This window comes from Escherichia sp. MOD1-EC7011 (assembly GCF_002965005.1).
Lineage (GTDB): Bacteria > Pseudomonadota > Gammaproteobacteria > Enterobacterales > Enterobacteriaceae > Escherichia > Escherichia ruysiae.
On sequence record NZ_PTRD01000015.1, the window covers coordinates 25503 to 41664 of the forward strand.

General features: G+C 54.8%; 14 protein-coding genes and 1 pseudogene. 2 read left to right on the forward strand and 13 right to left on the reverse strand.

Annotated features, from left to right (window positions below; translation table 11 throughout):
- Positions 1 to 55: 55 nt before the first annotated feature.
- Together A7098_RS07245 and A7098_RS07250 are read left to right on the forward strand one after the other, a co-directional pair.
- A pseudogene (locus A7098_RS07245) lies at positions 56 to 256 on the forward strand (M28 family peptidase); the annotation flags it as partial.
- 101 nt (positions 257 to 357) lie between these two features.
- Positions 358 to 861, forward strand: coding sequence for a YfbM family protein (locus A7098_RS07250; RefSeq protein WP_032225778.1), 504 nt, complete (start codon positions 358 to 360; stop codon positions 859 to 861).
- A 68-nt stretch (positions 862 to 929) separates the two neighbouring features.
- Here A7098_RS07250 and nuoN read toward each other — a convergent pair whose 3' ends face one another.
- From nuoN to nuoA, 13 genes are all read right to left on the reverse strand, one after another.
- Complete coding sequence (nuoN, locus tag A7098_RS07255; protein ID WP_000156703.1) at positions 930 to 2387, reverse strand: NADH-quinone oxidoreductase subunit NuoN; 1458 nt, start codon at positions 2385 to 2387, stop codon at positions 930 to 932.
- Positions 2388 to 2393: 6 nt separating this feature from the next.
- On the reverse strand, positions 2394 to 3923 hold the full coding sequence (gene nuoM / locus A7098_RS07260; protein WP_105280572.1) for an NADH-quinone oxidoreductase subunit M: 1530 nt from the start codon (positions 3921 to 3923) through the stop codon (positions 2394 to 2396).
- A gap of 230 nt (positions 3924 to 4153) precedes the next feature.
- Positions 4154 to 5995, reverse strand: a complete 1842-nt coding sequence (gene nuoL / locus A7098_RS07265) for an NADH-quinone oxidoreductase subunit L (protein WP_001056602.1) — start codon at positions 5993 to 5995, stop codon at positions 4154 to 4156.
- Complete coding sequence (gene nuoK, locus A7098_RS07270; protein ID WP_000612644.1) at positions 5992 to 6294, reverse strand: NADH-quinone oxidoreductase subunit NuoK; 303 nt, start codon at positions 6292 to 6294, stop codon at positions 5992 to 5994. Before nuoK ends, nuoL begins: the two co-directional genes overlap by 4 nt.
- On the reverse strand, positions 6291 to 6845 hold the full coding sequence (gene nuoJ / locus A7098_RS07275; protein WP_000393511.1) for an NADH-quinone oxidoreductase subunit J: 555 nt from the start codon (positions 6843 to 6845) through the stop codon (positions 6291 to 6293). Before nuoJ ends, nuoK begins: the two co-directional genes overlap by 4 nt.
- An 11-nt stretch (positions 6846 to 6856) precedes the next feature.
- Complete coding sequence (gene nuoI, locus A7098_RS07280) at positions 6857 to 7399, reverse strand: NADH-quinone oxidoreductase subunit NuoI (protein ID WP_000172749.1); 543 nt, start codon at positions 7397 to 7399, stop codon at positions 6857 to 6859.
- Between the two features lie 14 nt (positions 7400 to 7413).
- Entirely contained in the window at positions 7414 to 8391 is a 978-nt protein-coding gene (gene nuoH / locus A7098_RS07285; RefSeq protein ID WP_000118685.1) for an NADH-quinone oxidoreductase subunit NuoH, read from the reverse strand.
- On the reverse strand, positions 8388 to 11114 hold the full coding sequence (nuoG, locus tag A7098_RS07290) for an NADH-quinone oxidoreductase subunit NuoG (RefSeq protein WP_105280573.1): 2727 nt from the start codon (positions 11112 to 11114) through the stop codon (positions 8388 to 8390). The genes nuoH and nuoG overlap by 4 nt, the downstream gene beginning before the upstream one ends.
- Before the next feature lie 52 nt (positions 11115 to 11166).
- On the reverse strand, positions 11167 to 12504 hold the full coding sequence (gene nuoF, locus A7098_RS07295) for an NADH-quinone oxidoreductase subunit NuoF (protein WP_000789500.1): 1338 nt from the start codon (positions 12502 to 12504) through the stop codon (positions 11167 to 11169).
- Positions 12501 to 13001, reverse strand: a complete 501-nt coding sequence (gene nuoE, locus A7098_RS07300; protein ID WP_000545042.1) for an NADH-quinone oxidoreductase subunit NuoE — start codon at positions 12999 to 13001, stop codon at positions 12501 to 12503. The genes nuoF and nuoE overlap by 4 nt, the downstream gene beginning before the upstream one ends.
- 2 nt (positions 13002 to 13003) lie before the next feature.
- On the reverse strand, positions 13004 to 14806 hold the full coding sequence (gene nuoC / locus A7098_RS07305) for an NADH-quinone oxidoreductase subunit C/D (protein WP_105280574.1): 1803 nt from the start codon (positions 14804 to 14806) through the stop codon (positions 13004 to 13006).
- 89 nt (positions 14807 to 14895) lie between these two features.
- Entirely contained in the window at positions 14896 to 15558 is a 663-nt protein-coding gene (gene nuoB, locus A7098_RS07310; RefSeq protein WP_000386733.1) for an NADH-quinone oxidoreductase subunit NuoB, read from the reverse strand.
- A 15-nt stretch (positions 15559 to 15573) separates the two neighbouring features.
- Entirely contained in the window at positions 15574 to 16017 is a 444-nt protein-coding gene (nuoA, locus tag A7098_RS07315; protein WP_000062994.1) for an NADH-quinone oxidoreductase subunit NuoA, read from the reverse strand.
- Positions 16018 to 16162: the final 145 nt, after the last annotated feature.

Genomic DNA, 16162 nt, shown 5'->3' on the forward strand with positions numbered 1-16162 from the left:
ATATTTGAGCATGTTATTTATCATTAATAGTGATAAATAACAGACTCGCCTATGTCCTGGTTTTATTCCCGGTGTCGATTTCTCTGACCATCTTAATTACTGGCAGCAAGATATCCCCGCCGTCATGATTACAGACACCGCTTTTTATCGTAATAAACAATATCACCTGCCCGGTGATACCGCAGACAGACTGAACTATCAGAAAATGGCGCAGGTGGTGGATGGTGTTATAACCTTGTTGTACAACAGTAAATAATAAAATTTTCTCGAGGCGGCTCCAGAAAAAGCAGCTTGTATATTTTATTTCCCCCCGTCTGTTTTAAGATGCGCAAAAGGAAATCTGACGGGAGAAATAAGATGGGAATGATTGCGTATTTTGCGGAAATTAACTCAGAAAAGGCCAACAAATTGATTGAGTCTAATGAGAAATCTTTAATGGTCGATATTCATGAAACGATTTCAGGCTCAAGGCGACTGGATATTGATAAACGCTGGGACTTTTTACATTTTGGCCTGACGGGCACCTCTGCTTTTGATCCAGCGAAGAATGATCCGCTGAGTCGTGCGGTGCTCGGTGAACATAGTCTCGAAGATGGAATCGATGGTTTCCTGGGATTGACCTGGAATCAGGAGTTAGCCGCCACTATTGACCGACTGGAGGCACTCGACCGAAATGAACTGCGTAAACAGTTTTCCATTAAGCGACTCAATGAAATGGATATTTATCCGGGAGTGACCTTTTCAGAGGAGTTAGAGGGGCAACTCTTTGCTTCGATCATGCTTGATATGGAAAAACTGATTAGTGCGTATCGACGTATGCTGCGGCAAGGGAATCATGCGCTGACGGTTATTGTTGGGTGATGGTGTCAGGGCACCATAAAAAAACCGCCGAACATGTCGGCGGCTTTCTCAGCTTACTGACTGACGACTCACATCATCGGCATTGCCAAACGCACAATGCTAATCAGCGGTTGCGGCCATACACCCAGCACCAGAACCAGCAGGGCAGAGATCAGCACCACGATACCACCTGCTGTGTACTGCCAGTCTGACGGCGCATCACGGTTTGGCTGTTCTGAACCATGAAGGTACAGGCTCACCGCCACGCGCAGGTAGTAGTAGAGGCCGATTGCCGAACCGACAACCACGGCGCCCACCAGCCACCACAGGTGTGCCTGGACACCGACAGCCAGCACATAGAACTTACCGATAAAGCCCAGCGTCATCGGAATACCTGCCAGCGACAGCATCATCACCGTCATCACTGCCGCGAGTATCGGGCGATGCCAGAACAGACCACGGTAAGAGAACAGGGAATCAGCATCCGGGCCACGGTACGGGCTGGACATCAGGCTGACCACACCGAACGCACCGAGGCTGCTGAACAGATAACCGGCCAGGTAAACCCCTACCGCTTCCATCGACATCTCGCCGGTTTGCAGCGCAATCAGCGCCACCAGCAGATAGCCGAGGTGAGAGATAGACGAGTAACCGAGCAGACGTTTGATGTTGGTCTGGCTCAGCGCCATCAGGTTACCGAAGATGATGGAGGCAAAGGCGATAATCGCCAGCACCACGCGAATCGCTTCGCTGTCACCCACCGGTGCGTAAAGGAACAGACGCATCACCACACCGAAGATAGCGATTTTACTCGCCGTCGCCAGGAAAGTGGAAACCGGCGCAGGCGCGCCCTGGTATACGTCTGGCGTCCACAGGTGGAACGGCACCAGAGAGAGTTTGAAGCCGAGGCCAACAATCATCAGGCCGAAACCTGCCAGCAACAGCGGCTCGTTGAGCATACCGTCGCCGAGGTTTTTACCCAGCGCGACAAACGACAGGTCGCCAGACTGCGCATACACCAGCGCCATACCGAACAGCAGGAAAGAAGACGCTGCGGCAGAAAGGATGGTGTATTTGATACTGGCTTCCAGCGAACGTTTCTGACGGAAAGCGTAACCGACCAGGCCAAACAGCGGCAAAGAGATCAGTTCAATACCGAGGAACAGAGACGCCAGATGGTTGGCATTCGCCAGCAGGATCCCGCCCAGCGCGGCAATTAACACCAACAGGTAGAACTCATCCTTGTTGTCGTTATAGCCTTCAAGCCACGGGTAGGCGAAAGTACAGGTGGCGAGGCTCGCCAACAATACCAGCCCGGTATAAAGCATGGCGAAACCATCAACGCGCATCAGCGGCGTAACGTCCATAGCGCCAGCCTGGCCGACAAACCAGAGCGAAACCAGCGCCGCGTTAAGCCCAATAACCGAGAGCGTAGCGTTGAGGAAATGATTGCGTCGCCACGCAATGGAGAGCATCACAACCACCACCGTCAAGCCGACGATCAGCAACGGTAGCAGTGCGATCAGGTTTTGTGGAGTTATTGTCATGGCGATTTACGGCCTTGTAGTAGTAACGGAATTAACAAACCACTGCTGGATATTGCCAATCGCGGAGTGCGAGGTATCCAGAATCGGCTGCGGATAGAAGCCCAGCAGTACCAGCAGCACCACCAGCAACAGGATCATAAACAGCTCACGCAGCGACATCCCTGGCAGTTCCTGGCTGGCAATCTGGCTTTTCGCTTTACCGAAGTAAGCGCGATGCAACATCGCCAGCGAATAAACAGATGCAAAGACCAGCCCAAAGGTAGAGATAACGGTAATCACCGGCACAACCTGGAAGCTGCCGAACAGAATCATAAATTCGCCGACGAAGTTACCGGTGCCTGGCATCCCAAGCGTTGCCACCGCAAAGAACAGCGACAGTGCTGGCAGCCATTTCATCTTGCTCCACAGACCGCCCATCATGCGCATGTCGCGGGTATGGATACGTTCATAGAGCTGACCGCAGAGAATAAACAGACCCGCCGCCGACAAGCCGTGCGCAATCATCTGAATTACCGCGCCCTGGTAGGCCAACTGGCTGCCGGTGTAGATAGCAATCAGCACGAAGCCCATGTGGGAAACCGAGGTGTAGGCGATCAGACGTTTGATATCGGTCTGAGCGAAGGCCATCCACGCACCGTAGAAGATGCCGATAACACCCAGCCACATAGCGATTGGCGCGAACTCTGCCGACGCGTTCGGGAACAGCGGCAGGGAGAAACGCAGCAGACCGTAAGCGGCGGTTTTCAGCAAGATCCCCGCGAGGTCAACGGAACCGGCAGTCGGTGCCTGGGAGTGCGCATCCGGCAGCCAGCCGTGCAGTGGAACCACCGGCATTTTCACCGCAAAGGCGATGAAGAAGCCCAGCATCAGCAGATATTCCACACCGCTGGACATTGGCGTATTCAGCAACTCTTCATAGTTGAAGGTCCAGACGCCAGTCGCATCGTAGTGAACAAAAACCAGCGCCAGGATGGCGATCAACATCACCAGACCACTCGCCTGGGTGTAAATGAAGAACTTGGTTGCCGCCGTGATACGCGTTTTACCGTCAGAGGCTTTATGCCCCCACAGTGCGATCAGGAAGTACATCGGCACCAGCATCATTTCCCAGAAGAAGAAGAACAGGAACATGTCGATGGCAAGGAACACGCCGATAACGCCGCCCAGGATCCACATCAGGTTGAGGTGGAAGAAGCCCTGATATTTTTCGATCTCATTCCACGAGCAAAGTACCGCCAGCACGCCGAGCAAACCAGTCAGGACGACCATCAGCAGCGACAGACCATCAATGGCGAGATGGATAGAGATTCCAAAACGCGGGATCCACGGCATGTCGAATTCAGACTGCCACTGTGGAATTCCGGCGGATTGCGTCAGTGAATAACCGCCCTGCAACCACAGTTGCAGCGACAGCGCCAGCGTCAATCCCATGGTGATCAGCGCGATCCAGCGCGGCACCTTGACGCCAAAGCGTTCGGTCTGCCAGCACAGGAAGCCGCCGATAAAGGGGATTAGTATTAACCAGGGTAATAACATAGCTAAGTATGTCCCTTATATTTACTCCTGCTCAGGCTATCTCACTCGCCAGCCCGAATCCCGGCAGTGCTCGCAATCCTCACGTACTTAAGTACGCTCCGGTTGCTGTGCGCTGGCGGTATCCGGTCTGACTTCGCCGATGACGCCTGTACTTCAGGAACAGTTACCTAAAATTTATTCTTAGTTCACAGACCCGGCGCAACGCCGGGTATATTCACTCAGCCAACAACTCAACGCAGTACCATCAACAGTGCCAGCACCACGACCGCACCGATGCTCATGGATGCCACATACCAGCGTAGGTAGCCGTTCTCGCTTAACAGCAGGCCTTTACCTGCAAAGCGGGAAAGGACAGCCGGGATGTTCATCATTGAGTTCAGCGGATCGCGTTTCAGCAACCAGGCAATACCCAGGAACGGCTTGACGAACACTTTGTCGTACAGCCAGTCAAAGCCCCAGGCGTTGTACCACCAGGTTCCCAGCAGGCGACCCGGCGCACTGTTGGCGATGGAGGTCACCAGAGTACGTTTACCCAGCCACAGCCAGGCAGCCAGCAGAATGCCGACGACCGCAACCACGCCAGAGGTAATTTCCAGGGTCAACATACTGCCGTGCGCCAGTTCCGTCGTTTGCGGAAGCACGCCCTGCAGCGGCGGTACAATCAGTGCGCCAACGAAGGTGGAAAGGATCAGCAGCACAATCAGCGGCAGGCTGTGAGTTACCCCTTTCACGGCGTGAGCGTGAATTTGTTCTTTTCCGTGGAAGACGATGAAAATCATACGGAAGGTGTAAAGCGAGGTCATAAACGCACCGACCAGACCTGCCACCATCAGATTGATATGACCATTCGCCATCGCACCCGCGAGGATCTCATCCTTACTGAAGAAGCCCGCAGTGACCAGCGGCAGTGCCGACAGTGCCGCGCCGCCCACCAGGAAGCAGAGATAAACCAGTGGAATAGATTTACGCAGACCGCCCATCTTGAAGATGTTCTGTTCGTGATGGCAGGCCAGAATGACGGAACCGGATGCCAGGAACAGCAACGCTTTAAAGAACGCGTGGGTCATCAAGTGGAAAATCGCCGCATCCCATGCCTGTACGCCAAGCGCGAGGAACATGTAACCAATCTGGCTCATGGTGGAGTAAGCGAGAACACGTTTGATGTCAGTTTGTACCAGTGCAGCAAAGCCTGCCAGCAGCAGCGTAACCGCCCCGACAATACCCACCAGATGCAGGATTTCCGGGGTCATCAGGAACAGGCCGTGGGTACGAGCGATCAGGTAGACACCGGCTGTTACCATCGTTGCGGCGTGGATCAGCGCGGAGACTGGCGTCGGGCCAGCCATCGCGTCGGCAAGCCATGTCTGCAACGGCAACTGCGCAGATTTACCGACCGCACCGCCCAGCAGCATCAGCGTCGCCCACATCAGCATGTTATTGCCGTCAGCAAAGTGCGCTGGTGCCAGTTCCACCATTTCGCGGAAGTTCAGGGTGCCCAGTTCGTTGTAAAGAATGAACAGCGCGAAAGCGAGGAACACGTCACCCACACGGGTCACGACGAACGCTTTCATTGCCGCTGCGCCATTCTTCGGATCGGTGTAATAGAAACCGATCAGCAGATAGGAGCACAGACCCACGCCTTCCCAGCCGAGGTACATCAGCAGCAGGTTGTCGGCGAGAACCAGAACCACCATGCTGGCGATGAACAGGTTGGTGTAAGCGAAGAAGCGAGAGTAGCCTTCTTCACCGCGCATATACCAGGAGGCGTACATGTGAATAAGGAAACCCACACCAGTGACCACCGAGAGCATGGTCAGCGACAGGCCGTCCAGTACCAGGTTAAAACCGATGTTAAAGTCGCCTACCGACATCCACGTCCACAGCGGCTGGCTGTATGCCTGCTCGCCGTTAGCGAAGAAATCGACGCCGATAAAGGCAGTTACCAGCGCCGCCAGGCCCACTGAGCCAACGCCCACGATCGCAGAGACGTTTTCAGACCAGCGTCCACGGGAGAACGCCAGCAGGACGAAGCCAATCAATGGCAAAATAATGGTTAAGGCAAGCATGTTCATCCGCGCATCTCACTTACTGAATCGATGTTCAGGTTCTGGCGACGACGGTGAAGTTGCAGCAGCAGCGCAAGGCCGATACTCGCTTCTGCCGCCGCGAGGCTGATGGCGAGAATGTACATCACCTGACCGTCGGTCTGGCCCCAGTAGCTACCGGCGACCACAAAGGCCAGCGCGGAGGCGTTAATCATGATTTCCAGACCAATCAGCATAAACAGCAGATTGCGACGGATAACCAGACCGGTTAAGCCAAGAACGAATAAGATTGCCGCGAGGATCAGTCCATGTTGTAAGGGGATCATGCGTGCTCCTCCGTTTTTCTTTTCGCGCTGTCGTCTTTACGATTGCTCAGCACTTCACCCGCACGCTCTTCACGACCGACGTGGAAGGCCACAACCAGACCAGCCAGCAGCAGCATAGAAGCCAGTTCCACCGCCAGTACGTAAGGCCCGAACAGCGTAATACCCACTGCTTTAGCACTGATTGGCGTACCGTCGATACCCTGATCGTTAACACCGAGAATGGCGTAAACAATCACCACCAGCATGATGGCCGACAAAATTGCCGGACCAATCCACACCTGCGGTTTCAGCCACTGGCGTTCCTGTTCGATTTCTGAACCGCCCAGGTTGAGCATCATCACCACGAACACGAACAGCACCATAATGGCACCCGCGTAGACAATAATTTCCAGCGCACCAGCGAAATAAGCGCCCAGTGAGAAGAACACCCCGGAAATCGCCAGCAGCGAAATAATCAGGTACAGCAGTGCGTGTACCGGATTGGTATGGGTGATCACTCGCAAGGTCGCAAGTATGGCTATCAGGCCACAGATATAAAAAGCGAACTCCATTGCCCCTCTCCTTACGGTAACAGGCTCTTGACGTCGATAGGCTTGGCTTCGTTCTCTGCTTCGCCCTTATCTTTGCCGTCGATTGCCATACCTGCCATCCGGTAGAAGTTATATTCCGGGTATTTGCCCGGACCGGAGATCAGCAGATCCTCTTTCTCGTAAACCAGATCCTGGCGCTTGTATTCCCCCATTTCGAAATCCGGGGTTAACTGAATCGCCGTGGTCGGACAGGCTTCTTCGCACAGGCCACAGAAAATGCAGCGTGAGAAGTTGATGCGGAAAAATTCCGGATACCAGCGACCGTCTTTGGTTTCTGCTTTTTGCAGCGAGATACAGCCGACCGGGCAGGCTACCGCGCAGAGGTTACAGGCTACGCAACGCTCTTCGCCGTCCGGGTCGCGGGTCAGAACGATACGACCACGATAACGGGGCGGCAGATAGACCGGCTCTTCCGGGTACATTCGCGTTTCGCGTTTGGCGAACGCGTGCAGGCCGATCATCCAGATACTACGAACCTGGGTGCCGAAACCTACTAACAATTCTTTTAAGGTCATGGTCTTAGTGCCCCTTATTGCGCCTGCCAGAGAATGACAGCCGCCGTTACCAGCAAGTTGATCAGCGTCAGCGGCAGGCAGATTTTCCAGCCGAAGGACATTACCTGGTCATAACGCGGACGCGGTAACGACGCACGAATCAAAATGAACATCATCATAAAGAACGCGGTTTTCAGCGCGAACCAGATGAATGGTGGTAACAACGGGCCTTGCCAGCCACCGAAGAACAGCGTCACCATCAGTGCAGAGATGGTCACAATCCCGATGTATTCACCCACGAAGAACAGACCGAATTTCATACCGGAATATTCAATGTGGTAACCATCCGCCAGTTCCTGCTCGGCTTCCGGCTGGTCAAACGGGTGACGGTGACACACCGCCACGCCCGCGATGGCAAAGGTAATAAAACCAAAGAATTGCGGGATGACGTTCCACACATGCGCCTGGCTGTTGACGATGTCGGTCATGTTGAATGAACCGGCCTGCGCCACCACGCCCATCAGGGAAAGCCCGAGGAACACTTCGTAGCTCAGAGTCTGCGCAGAAGCACGCATCGCCCCCAGCAGAGAGTATTTGTTGTTACTTGACCAGCCCGCAAACAGCACCGCGTAGACCGCCAGACCGGCCATCATCAGGAAGAACAAAATCCCGATGTTCAGGTCGGCAACCACCCAACCCGGACTGACTGGCACAATCGCAAAGGCCAGCAGCAGCGAGGTAAAGGCAATCATTGGCGCCAGAGTAAAGATGACGCGATCCGAGAATTTCGGGATCCAGTCTTCTTTAAAGAACATTTTGATCATGTCCGCGACCAGCTGGAGCGAACCGCCCCAGCCAACACGGTTAGGTCCGTAACGGTTCTGGAACAGACCCAGCAGGCGACGTTCGCCAAAGCTCATGAATGCCCCGCAGGTGACAACCACCAGCAGGATCACCACCGCTTTGAGGATGGTCAGCAGGATCTCAATCAGTTCCGGTGATAACCAACTCATTGTTGTGCCTCCTTGAGATCCTCAAGATGCGCGCCAGCCAGCACTGGAGCAATGCCGGACATCCCCATCGGCAAGCCCACCTGCCCTGCCGTCAGCCCTTCGGCGATTTCAACCGGCAACGTGACCGTGTTGCCATCGTAACTAAAGGAGACGCGTGTACCCGCGTTCACACCCAACTTCGCGGCATCTGCCGGGTTAAGTTTGATGTACGGCTGCGGCATACGGCTCTGGAAGACCGGAGCACGCTGTGACAGTTCATCGCTGCCAAACAGGTGGTAGTACGGCGCGATACGCCATTTCCCTTCCTGCGGCTGGAAGCGAGCCGGTACGCTGGTGAAGTAATCCAGACCGTTTTCGCTGGTTTCAAACAGACGCACGCCCGGATCGCCAAAGCGCAGTTTGCCGCCCACTTCGTCCTGGAATTTGTTCCACGCCTGCGGGGAGTTCCAGCCCGGTGCCCAGGCAAACGGCACTTGCGAACGGTGCGCGGTCGGCTGGTTGTTACCTTCCATCGAGAAGGTGAACATGGTGTCAATATCCTGCGGCTGACGCGGCTCATGAACGCTGATGTTGGCGCGCATGGCGGTACGACCGCTGTAACGGTGCGGTTCACGAGCCAGTTTCTGCCCGCGAATGCGGAATGTCGCATCCGGCGCGGCATCTTTGATACCCGCCAGTTCCGGGATTTTCGCCACAACGGCGTCAATCACATGGTCGAGCTGCGTCCAGTCCACTTCACGGCTCAGCAGGGTGCTGTGCAGCGAGTGCAGCCAGCGCCAGCTTTCCAGCATGACCGTTTTGCTGTCGTAATAGGACGGGTCGTAAACCTGGAAGAAACGTTGAGCGCGACCTTCGTTGTTGATAACCGTACCGTCGCTTTCAGCAAAGCTGGCGGCGGAAAGCACCAGATGGGCGTTTTTCATAATCGCTGTGCGTTGATGGTCAACCACCATCACCAGTGGCGCTTTAGCCAGCGCAGCATTTACGCGGGTTGCGGAAGCGTGACGATGCAGATCGTTTTCCAGCACCACCACCGCGTCGGCGCGTCCGGTTTCCAGTTCGGTTAACGCTTCTTCAAGCGATCCACCGCCCATAATGCCCAGCCCCATGCTGTTGACGGAACGGGCAATCATGGTGATACCTACGTCAGCGCCGCGACCTTTCAGGGCTTTCGCCACGTTAGCCGCCGCCTGAATCACTTCTGTGCTACCGGCGTTCGTCCCGGAGATAATCAACGGTTTCTTCGCGCCAGCCAGCGCCTGCACGATGACGTCGATTTTGCTTTGCAGCTCAGGCTCGATACCGTCAACCGCTGGCGCGGAGTTATCCAGCGCATGGGCGATGGCAAATCCTAAACGCGCCTGATCTTCAACCGGTGCACGGTAAGTCCACGCCGCGATATCATCCAGACGGGTGTCATCAACGTTGGTAACAAACAGCGGATGCTTCGCACGTTGGCCGATGTTGAGGATTGCCGCAATCTGCCAGTCAGCCACTTTCTGTGCTGCCGCCATTTCGCGTGCTTTACCTTTCACCGCCTGACGCACCGCCAGCGCGACGCGTGCGCCGGTCTGGGTAACGTCTTCGCCCAGTACCAGTACCGCATCGTAAGATTCGATTTCGCGCAGTGCCGGCGTATAAATGCCGCCTTCACGCAGCACTTTCAGCGCCAGTTGCAGACGTTCCTGCTCACCGTGAGCAATACCGGTATAGAAGTTTTCTTCGCCCACCAGCTCACGCAGCGCAAAGTTGCTTTCTACGCTGGCTCGCGGAGAACCGATGCCGATCACTTTCTTCGACTGACGCAGAATATCGGCTGCGCCCTGCATTGCCTGTTCGGCGTTAAGGGTGATGAAATCATCGCCACGACGCTGTACTGGCTGACGCGGACGATCTTTCAGGTTGACGTAGCCGTAACCGAAACGACCACGGTCGCAGAGGAAATAGTGGTTTACCGTACCGTTGTAACGGTTTTCGATACGACGCAGTTCGCCGTAACGTTCGCCGGGGCTGATGTTACAGCCGATGGAACATTGCTGGCAGATGCTCGGCGCAAACTGCATATCCCATTTACGGTTGTAACGCTCGGAGTGCGTTTTGTCGGTAAATACGCCAGTCGGGCAAATTTCGACCAGGTTACCGGAAAATTCGCTTTCCAGGGTGCCGTCTTCAGGGCGACCGAAGTAGACGTTGTCGTGTGCGCCATAAACGCCCAGATCCGTACCGTCAGCGTAATCTTTGTAGTAACGCACACAGCGGTAACAGGCGATGCAGCGGTTCATTTCGTGGGAGATGAACGGCCCCAGATCCTGATTGCGGTGGGTACGTTTGGTGAAACGGTAGCGACGGAAGCTGTGTCCGGTCATCACGGTCATATCCTGAAGATGGCAGTTACCGCCCTCTTCACATACCGGACAGTCGTGCGGGTGGTTAGTCATTAACCACTCGACCACACTTTCACGGAACTGTTTCGCTTCTTCGTCGTCAATGGAAATAAAGGTGCCATCGGAAGCCGGTGTCATACAGGACATCACCAGGCGACCACGCGTGTCTTCCGCGTTTTGGTACTGCTTCACCGCACACTGGCGGCAAGCACCGACGCTTCCCAGCGCCGGATGCCAGCAAAAGTAAGGAATATCAAGACCCAGAGACAGACAAGCTTCCAGCAGATTGTCCGCTCCGTTGACCTCGTATTCTTTGCCGTCTACATGAATTGTAGCCATTAGCATGCTTCCAGTTTTCTCAGTCAGAGACTGAGCGTTAATCGAAATTCGGTTACCAGCGCTCTTTCAGCAGGTTCGGCTGAATCCCATTAATCAAATGGGTATTGCTGAACGGCTGTTTGATTCCCGCTTCAAATTCTTCGCGGAAATATTTGATGGCGCTCTGTAACGGCTCCACCGCACCAGGTGCGTGGGCACAGAAGGTTTTACCCGGGCCTAAGAATCGACACAGTTGCTCAAGTGTTTCGATATCGCCCGGCTGACCTTCGCCCCGCTCCAGCGCACGCAGAATTTTCACGCTCCACGGTAGACCGTCACGGCACGGTGTACACCAGCCGCAGGATTCACGGGCGAAAAACTCTTCCAGGTTACGCACCAGCGACACCATGTTGATCTCATGGTCAACCGCCATCGCCAACGCCGTACCCAGACGGCTGCCCGCTTTACCGATGCTTTCGAATTCCATCGGCAGGTCAAGGTGCGCTTCGGTCAGGAAGTCGGTGCCCGCGCCGCCTGGCTGCCAGGCTTTGAATTTCAGGCCGTCACGCATACCACCGGCGTAATCTTCGAGGATCTCGCGTGCGGTAGTGCCGAACGGCAGTTCCCACAGACCCGGATTTTTCACCCGACCGGAGAAGCCCATCAGCTTGGTGCCAGCATCTTTACTTTTCGAGATGTTCTGATACCACTCCACGCCGTTAGCAAGGATTGCCGGAACGTTACACAGGGTTTCGACGTTGTTGACGCAGGTTGGTTTACCCCATGCGCCGGAGGTTGCCGGGAAGGGGGGCTTCGAGCGCGGGTTAGCGCGACGCCCTTCCAGGGAGTTGATTAACGCTGTTTCTTCCCCGCAGATGTAGCGCCCTGCCCCGGTATGGACGAACAGTTCGAAATCAAAACCTGTTCCCATAATGTTTTTGCCAAGCAGACCCGCTTCGGTGGCTTCGGCAATGGCACGGCGTAGATTCACTGCCGCTTCGATATATTCGCCGCGCAGGAAGATATAGCCACGGTAAGCTTTCAGCGCAAACGCGGAGATGAGCATGCCTTCCACCAGCAGGTGCGGCAGTTGCTCCATCAGCAGGCGGTCTTTATAGGTGCCCGGCTCCATTTCATCAGCGTTACACAGCAGGTAACGGATGTTCATGGATTCGTCTTTCGGCATCAGGCTCCATTTCAGGCCAGTCGAGAAGCCCGCGCCGCCGCGCCCTTTCAGACCAGCGTCTTTTACCTGATTAACGATTTCGTCCGGAGACAGCCCGGTCAGCGCCTTACGCGCCCCTTCGTAACCGTTTTTGCTGCGGTATTCATCCAGCCACACTGGCTGTTTATCATCACGCAGACGCCAGGTCAGCGGATGCGTTTCGGGAGTACGGATAATGTTTTTCATTTATACCGCTCCAGCAGTTCAGGGATCGCTTCCGGGGTCAGATGCGCGTGAGTATCCTCATCGATCATCATGTTTGGCCCTTTATCACAGTTCCCCAGGCAGCAGGTTGGCAGCAGCGTAAAGCGGCCGTCAAACGTCGTTTGCCCTGGTTTGATGTTCAGTTTTTTCTCCAGCGCCGCCTGAATGCCCTGGTAACCGTTGATGTGACAGACCACGCTGTCGCAATAACGGATCACATGGCGACCAACCGGCTGGCGGAAGATCTGGCTGTAGAATGTTGCCACGCCTTCGACATCGCTCGCCGGAATACCCAGAACGTCAGCGATCGCGTGGATCGCACCGTCCGGCACCCAGCCACGCTGTTTCTGAACGATCTTCAGGGCTTCAATGGACGCCGCACGCGGGTCTTCGTAGTGGTGCATCTCGTGCTCAATCGCTTCACGCTCTGCCGCACTCAGCTCAAAAGCCTCAGTTTGTGGTTGTTGATTCTCGTGCATAATTAGCGGTCCACATCTGACATAACAAAATCGATACTGCCCAGATAAACAATCAGGTCAGACACAAGGCTGCCACGGATCGCCGCCGGAATTTGCTGCAAATGCGCATAACTCGGCGTGCGGATACGGGTGCGATAACTCATGGTGCTGCCGTCGCTGGTCAAGTAGTAACTGTTGATCCCTTTAGTCGCCTCAATCATCTGGAAGGATTCATTGGCAGGCATCACCGGACCCCACGACACTTGCAGGAAGTGGGTGATCAGGGTTTCGATATGTTGCAGCGTGCGCTCTTTCGGCGGCGGCGTGGTCAGCGGGTGATCCGCTTTGAACGGGCCTTCCGGCATGTTGTTGAGGCACTGCTCAAGAATGCGCAGACTCTGGCGCAGCTCTTCCACTTTCAACATCACGCGGGTGTAGCAGTCAGAAACGCCACCGCCAACCGGGATTTCAAAGTCGAAGTTTTCATAGCCAGAATAAGGACGCGCCTTACGCACGTCGAAGTCGATCCCGGTGGCACGCAGGCCAGCACCGGTGGTGCCCCACTCCAGCGCCTCTTTCGCGCCGTAGGCGGCAACGCCCTGGGAACGGCCTTTCAGAATGGTGTTTTGCAACGCCGCTTTCTCGTAAGACGCCAGACGTTTCGGCATCCAGTCGAGGAATTCACGCAGCAGACGATCCCAGCCACGCGGCAGGTCGTGCGCTACGCCGCCAATGCGGAACCACGCCGGGTGCATACGGAAACCGGTTATCGCTTCTACCAGATCGTAGATTTTCTGCCGATCGGTAAAGGCGAAGAACACGGGCGTCATCGCGCCGACGTCCTGAATAAAGGTGGAAATGTACAGCAGGTGGCTGTTGATACGGAACAGTTCGGAGAGCATTACGCGAATCACGTTAACGCGATCCGGCACGGTAATTCCGGCCAGTTTCTCTACCGCCAGTACGTAAGGCATTTCGTTAACGCAGCCGCCGAGATATTCGATACGGTCGGTGTAAGGAATATAGCTGTGCCAGGACTGGCGTTCGCCCATTTTCTCAGCGCCACGGTGGTGGTAGCCGATGTCTGGTACGCAGTCGACAATCTCTTCGCCGTCGAGTTGCAAAACGATACGGAAAGCCCCGTGCGCCGACGGGTGGTTCGGGCCGAGGTTGAGGAACATGAAGTCTTCGTTTTCGGTGCCGCGCTTCATCCCCCACTCTTCCGGTTTGAAGGTCAGGGCTTCCATCTCCAGATCCTGTTTGGCTTTGGTCAGCTCAAACGGCGAGAATTCGGTAGCGCGCGCCGGGTAATCTTTACGCAGCGGGTGACCTTTCCAGGTTTGCGGCATCATGATGCGGCGCAGGTTCGGGTGACTATCGAAAGTAATGCCAAACAGATCCCAGGTTTCACGCTCATACCAGTTGGCGTTCGGGAACAATTTGGTAAAGGTCGGTACGTGCAGGTCGTTTTCAGCCAGCGCCACCTTCAGCATGATGTCGCGGTTACGATCGATGGAAATCAGATGGTAGAAAACAGAAAAATCCGCAGCAGGTAGCCCTTCGCGGTGGGTGCGTAGACGTTCGTCCATGCCGTGTAAATCAAACAGCATGACGTAAGGTTTCGGCAGTTTCTTTAAGAAATCGCCAACTTCCAGTAATTGTTCACGCTTGATCCACACAACGGGAACCCCGGTGCGAGTCGCCTGAACAGTAAAGGCATCCGGCCCAAAACGGTTGCGCAGTTCGCCTATCACCGGATCATCAAGATGATCGCGGGTCTGCCAGGCGGGTTCTTGCGCGGTTAAGTCGGTCATATTGTTCACCATTGCATATGGTCCGTGGTGACTGTCGGCGTGGCTTCGCGCAATAGATTTAGGAATAAGCGAAGAAAAATGCCTTTGCCGACAGGCGCAAATTAAATCTCGTCAGGGGTGCGCAGGTTGGTAACGGCAATGCGTTCACCGCGCTTGCGTTCGCGCTCTGATTGCATATTGGCGCGATAAACGCCCTGATCGCCAACGACCCAGGAGAGCGGGCGACGTTCTTTACCAATAGATTCCTGCAACAACATCAGTGCCTGCATATACGCTTCCGGACGCGGCGGACACCCCGGGATATACACATCAACCGGAATGAATTTATCAACGCCCTGTACAACGGAATAAATGTCGTACATACCACCGGAGTTGGCACAGGCTCCCATAGAGATAACCCATTTCGGCTCCAGCATCTGGTCATACAGACGCTGAATAACCGGTGCCATCTTGGTAAAGCAGGTTCCTGCCACCACCATCAGGTCAGCCTGACGCGGCGAAGCACGTAATACTTCTGCGCCAAAACGCGCCACGTCATGCACCGCAGTAAACGAGGTCACCATCTCAACGTAACAGCAGGAAAGACCGAAGTTATACGGCCAAATTGAGTTTTTACGACCCCAGTTAACCATGTCATTGAGCTTGCCCATAAACACGTTTTTGTTAACTTCTTGCTCCAGAGGGTCGGTTACGATCTCCTGCTTTTGCAGGGGGTAACGGTCGTTCTCACCGTTGGGATCTATGCGGGTGAGCGTATAATCCATCTTAATGCCTCGCGGTTAGCGTTGACGATTAGCGATACTGTTCGTTTCCGGGTTCATACGCTCGCGGCGAGAACGCGCGGGCGTCCAGTCCAGCGCGCCAATACGCACCAGATAAACCAGACCAGCCAGTAACACAAAAATAAAAATTGCCGCTTCTACAAAGCCAATCCAGCCGCTCTCGCGAATGGAGGTTGACCATGCGAACAGATACAGCGCCTCAACGTCGAAGATAACGAAGAACATGGCCACCAGATAAAACTTGGCAGACAGGCGTAAGCGGGCGGAGCCGACCGAGTCGATACCTGATTCAAACGGCACGTTTTTCGACCTCGCGCGTGCGCGACCGCCTAAAAACCAACCGCCTACCAGCATCAGGCAACACAGGCCAATGGCAACGATAAGAAAGATAGCGAATGCCCAGTGATGAGCGATGACTTCAGTGGATGTTGACATACTCATTGCTTACTCATCAAAAGTAGCGCCAGATTCACTGCTCTTCACGGCAGATGGACGCCACATCGATTCATGGGGAGGAATAAAAAAAACCTTACAATCACTGTAGAAACTATTTTATACAGCTAATTGATGTGGTCTTTTACTCCTT